The following is a 4,010-nucleotide window of genomic DNA, read 5'->3' on the forward strand; positions in this document are numbered from 1 at the left end:
GCGCGGGCTGGACCGGGCTGGACCCGACCAGCGGGCTTCTGACCGGCGAAAGCCATGTGCCGCTGGCCGCGACGCCGCATTACCGCAACGCCGCGCCGATCACCGGCATGGCCAGTCCCGCCGAGGTCGATTCCACCTTTCAGATGGAGGTGCACCGCACCGCCGAACATCCCCGCATCACCAAGCCCTTTTCGGACGAGCCATGGCAGGCGCTCGACGCGCTCGGCCATCAGGTCGATGCCGCGATCAAGGCCGGTGACATGCGGCTGACGATGGGGGGGGAACCCACCTTCGTGTCGATCGACGATTTCGAATCGGAGGAATGGAACATTGCCGCTGTCGGCCCGATGAAGTGCGGGCTGGCCGACCAGTTGATCCGGCGGCTGCGCGACCGGTTCGTGCCCGGCGGCTTCCTGCATTACGGGCAGGGCAAGTGGTATCCGGGCGAGACACTGCCGCGCTGGACGTTCTCGCTCTACTGGCGCCACGACGGCAAGCCGATCTGAAAGAACCCGGACCTCACCGCCGAGGAAACGGCGCAGACCGGGGCGGGGCCCGAGGAGACCGACAGGCTGCTGAAGGGGATCGCCGGGCGGTTGGGGATCGAACCCGAGATGGTACTGCCCGCCTGCGAGGCTCCCGCCGAATGGATCATCAAGGAAGGCAGCCCGCCCGAGAATGTCACGCCCGAGAACTCGAAACTGAAAGGCCCCGAGGAACGCGCCCGCATCGCCCGCGTCTTTGCCCGCGGGTTGACGGACCCCACAGGCCATTTCCTGCATTTCCTGGCCTTCGAGGTCGACCGCTCGCCGGACGGATCCTGGCTGGTGCTGGGCGACCGGACGCAGGCGCCCTCCGGCTCGGGTTTCGCGCTGGAAAACCGGATGGCCACGGCCCGGGTCTTTCCCGACCTCTTTCCCAACGCCAATGTCCGCCGTCTGGCCGGGTTATTCCGGGCGTTTCGCGACGCGATGAACGGGCTGTGGGGCGAAACCGACAGCCGGGTGGCGATCCTGACGCCGGGCCAGCATACCGATACCTATTTCGAGCATGCCCATATGGCGCGCTGTCTGGGCTTCCCGCTGCTGGAATGCGAGGATCTCAAGGCCGAACAGGGCAGGCTTAAGGTGCGCACCATCGACGGGCTGCAACCGGGCAGCATGCTGTGGCGGCGGCTCGATTCGCGCTTTGCCGATCCGCTGGAACTGGACGAAAGCTCGGCGCTGGGCACGCCGGGCATGGTCGCCGCACTGCGCGCGCGGGAACTGACCATGCTGAACTGCTTCGGCTCAGGCGTGCTCGAGGCCCGCGCGATGATGGCCTTCCTGCCGCGGATCTGCGAACGGCTGACCGGCCAGCCGCTGAAGATCTCCAATATCGTGACCTGGTGGTGCGGACAGACGGCCGAGCGGGGATTCGTCTACGACAACCTGCAACGCATGATGATCGGGCGGGCGCTGTCGACCGATCTGCCCTTCGAGGTCGATGCCCTGACCGCACTGGGCGGCGATTTCCGCGGCTCTGCGCAAAAGCCCATCGGCGACTGGCTCGAGACGGATGGCGCCAACCTGGTCGGGCAGGAGGCGGTTACGCTGTCCACCACGCCTGCGATGATCGGCACCGACCTGGTGCCGCGGCCGGCGCTGATCCGGGTCTTCCTGGCGCGAACCCCCGAGGGCTGGACCGTGATGCCGGGCGGCTATGCCAGGATCGGGCGCACCGAGGATCCGACGGCGCTGTCGATGAAGAATGGCGGTTCGGTTGCCGATGTCTGGGTGGTCAGCGACGCCCCCGTGATTGCCGAAAGCCTTTCCTTGCGGCAGGACGGCCCCTTCGTGCGCCGCCTGCCGGGCGTGCTGCCAAGCCGCGCGGCGGACAATCTCTACTGGCTGGGCCGCTATGTCGAACGAACGGGCCGAGGCGCGGGTGCGCGAACTGCGCGCCTATCACCTGCGGCTCGAGGAGGTCAGCCATCGCGAGATGCCGCTGATCGACCATCTGGAACGCTATCTCGAAGGCTTCGGCGTCGATCCGGACGAGCCGGTGCCCATGGCCGTTCTGGAACTCTTCGATGCCGCGCAGGGCTGCGCGGGCAAGGTGCGCGACCGGTTCTCGACCGATGGCTGGCACGCGCTGACCGATCTGGCCTTTACCGCGCGCGGCATGTTCAACCGGGTGCGCCCGGGCGACGAGGCCGCGCGGCGGATGACCGAGCCGTGGCGCAAGCTCGCGGGTTCTGCCGGGTTCGTGCATGACAACATGTTCCGCTTTGCCGGATGGCGCTTCCTGACCATGGGGCGCGCGCGGGAACGGGCCGACCAGATGCTGTCGGCGCTGGCCGCGACCCGCACCATCGCGCACGAACTGCATGAAAGGTTCGAGTTCGACCCCGAGGCCACCGAGGTCACGACCCCGCCCATCGCGGCCTTCGAGGCACGCCGCGGCGTCTGCCAGGACATCAGCCATGTCACGATCGCCGCGCTGCGGGCGGTCGGCATTCCGGCGGGCTATGTCAGCGGCTTCCTGCGCACAAGGCCCCCGCCGGGCCAGCCCCGGCTGGAAGGCGCGGACGCGATGCATGCCTGGGTGCGTGCCTGGTGCGGCGCCGAAACCGGCTGGATCGAGATCGATCCGACCAACAACCTGCTGGTGGGCGCTGATCATGTCGCCGTCGCCATCGGACGCGATTACGCCGATGACGCGCCGGTCCGCGGCTCGCTCAGGTCCGAAGGCACCCACACGACCTCGCACAAGGTCGACGTGATCCCCTGCGCGGGGCGGTCCGGCTGACCCTTCCGTCACCGGCTCCGGCCTGGCGCCGATGACGCGCGGTTGCCGCGTCACCAGCCAATTCAGGCCGGATTTCCATGGGAACTCAACCTCCGGAAGACATGACGGCGCCGGACGCTGTCGCAAGGATCAGGAATGCTGCACAAACATCTCTCGCTGAAGGCCCTGCTGGCGCTGGGCACCGGTTTTCTGTTTCTTGCGCGCTGCATCGCCCAGTCGGCGATTCTGCTGCACCAATCCGCGCAGGCGATGCATGAGGCGGCGCTCGGCCGCCAGGCGACCTTGCTGCGAATCGTCGTCGACCAGTTCCGGTCCGGCTTCGACGGGCTCGAGGTTTCGACCGCCGCGGACGGCACCGTGTAACGGGTCACCTGGGACCGGATTCCCGTGCTTGAGGATCACGCGGCCATCGACCGCGCCGGTGCAATCTCGGGCAAGACCGCGACGCTCTTCGCCCGGGACGCGGCCCGGCAAGAGTTCGTGCGCGTCGCCACCAACATCCGCAAGGACGATGGCACCCGCGCGGTCGGCACAGTGCTGGGGCGCGACAATCCCGTCCATGCCGCGATGCTGCAGGGGCAGGCCTGTTCCGGCGCGGCGACGATCCTGGGCAAGCCCTACCTCACCCTCTATCAGCCCATCGTCTCCTCCGCGGGCGAGGTTCTGGGGATCTTCTATCTCGGCATCGACCGGAGCCGGATCGACAGCGCGACTGCCGCGCAACGGCGTACCGGCCTGATCGCGTCGACGCTGCTGATCACGCTGGGCGTGGGGCTGCTGCTGGGGCTGCTGACCGTCCTGTTCCGGCCACGTCCCGTCCTTGGGCAGGCAGTCGAACGCATGGCGGGCGGCGATCTGGACACCGGGGTGCCCCATGCAGACCGCCGGGACGAGATCGGCGCGATCACCCGCAGCGCGGATGAGTTTCGCGAGAAACTCGCCGCGGCCCGCCTTCTCGACGCAGAGGCACGGCAACGCCAGCAGAGGGCGCCGGGGCGGTCCAGACCCTGCGCGGCGGGCTGGAACGTCTTGCCTCAGGCGATCTGACCCATCTGATCGAGACGCCTTTCCCCGCCGATTACGAAGGGCTGCGGGCCGATTTCAACGCGACGGTCGTGACGCTGAACGAGATGCTGGCCTCGATCGAGGAGAACGCCACCGAGATCCATGCCCGGGCCGAGGAGATCGGCGGGGCGTCGGAGGATCTGTCGCACCGGACC

The 4,010-nt window shown here is 68.2% G+C and carries 2 protein-coding genes and 4 pseudogenes; all 6 read left to right on the forward strand.

Going from position 1 to position 4,010, the window contains the following annotated elements; genetic code table 11:
- Positions 1 to 779, forward strand: a pseudogene (locus tag ENN83_RS16675) (transglutaminase family protein); the annotation flags it as partial.
- A pseudogene (locus ENN83_RS16680) lies at positions 753 to 1,883 on the forward strand (circularly permuted type 2 ATP-grasp protein); the annotation flags it as partial. The pseudogenes ENN83_RS16675 and ENN83_RS16680, both read left to right, overlap by 27 nt.
- Before the next feature lie 16 nt (positions 1,884 to 1,899).
- A pseudogene (locus ENN83_RS16685) lies at positions 1,900 to 2,292 on the forward strand (alpha-E domain-containing protein); the annotation flags it as partial.
- Between the two features lie 36 nt (positions 2,293 to 2,328).
- Positions 2,329 to 2,790 (forward strand): annotated as a pseudogene (locus ENN83_RS16690) (transglutaminase-like domain-containing protein); the annotation flags it as partial.
- A gap of 135 nt (positions 2,791 to 2,925) precedes the next feature.
- A complete protein-coding gene (locus ENN83_RS16695) occupies positions 2,926 to 3,153 on the forward strand; it encodes a hypothetical protein (RefSeq protein ID WP_287188945.1) in 228 nt (75 codons plus the stop codon).
- Between the two features lie 24 nt (positions 3,154 to 3,177).
- On the forward strand, positions 3,178 to 3,837 hold the full coding sequence (locus tag ENN83_RS16700) for a Cache 3/Cache 2 fusion domain-containing protein (protein ID WP_287188947.1): 660 nt from the start codon (positions 3,178 to 3,180) through the stop codon (positions 3,835 to 3,837).
- Positions 3,838 to 4,010: the final 173 nt, after the last annotated feature.

This window comes from Rhodovulum sp. (assembly GCF_011048875.1).
GTDB lineage: Bacteria > Pseudomonadota > Alphaproteobacteria > Rhodobacterales > Rhodobacteraceae > Rhodovulum > Rhodovulum tesquicola.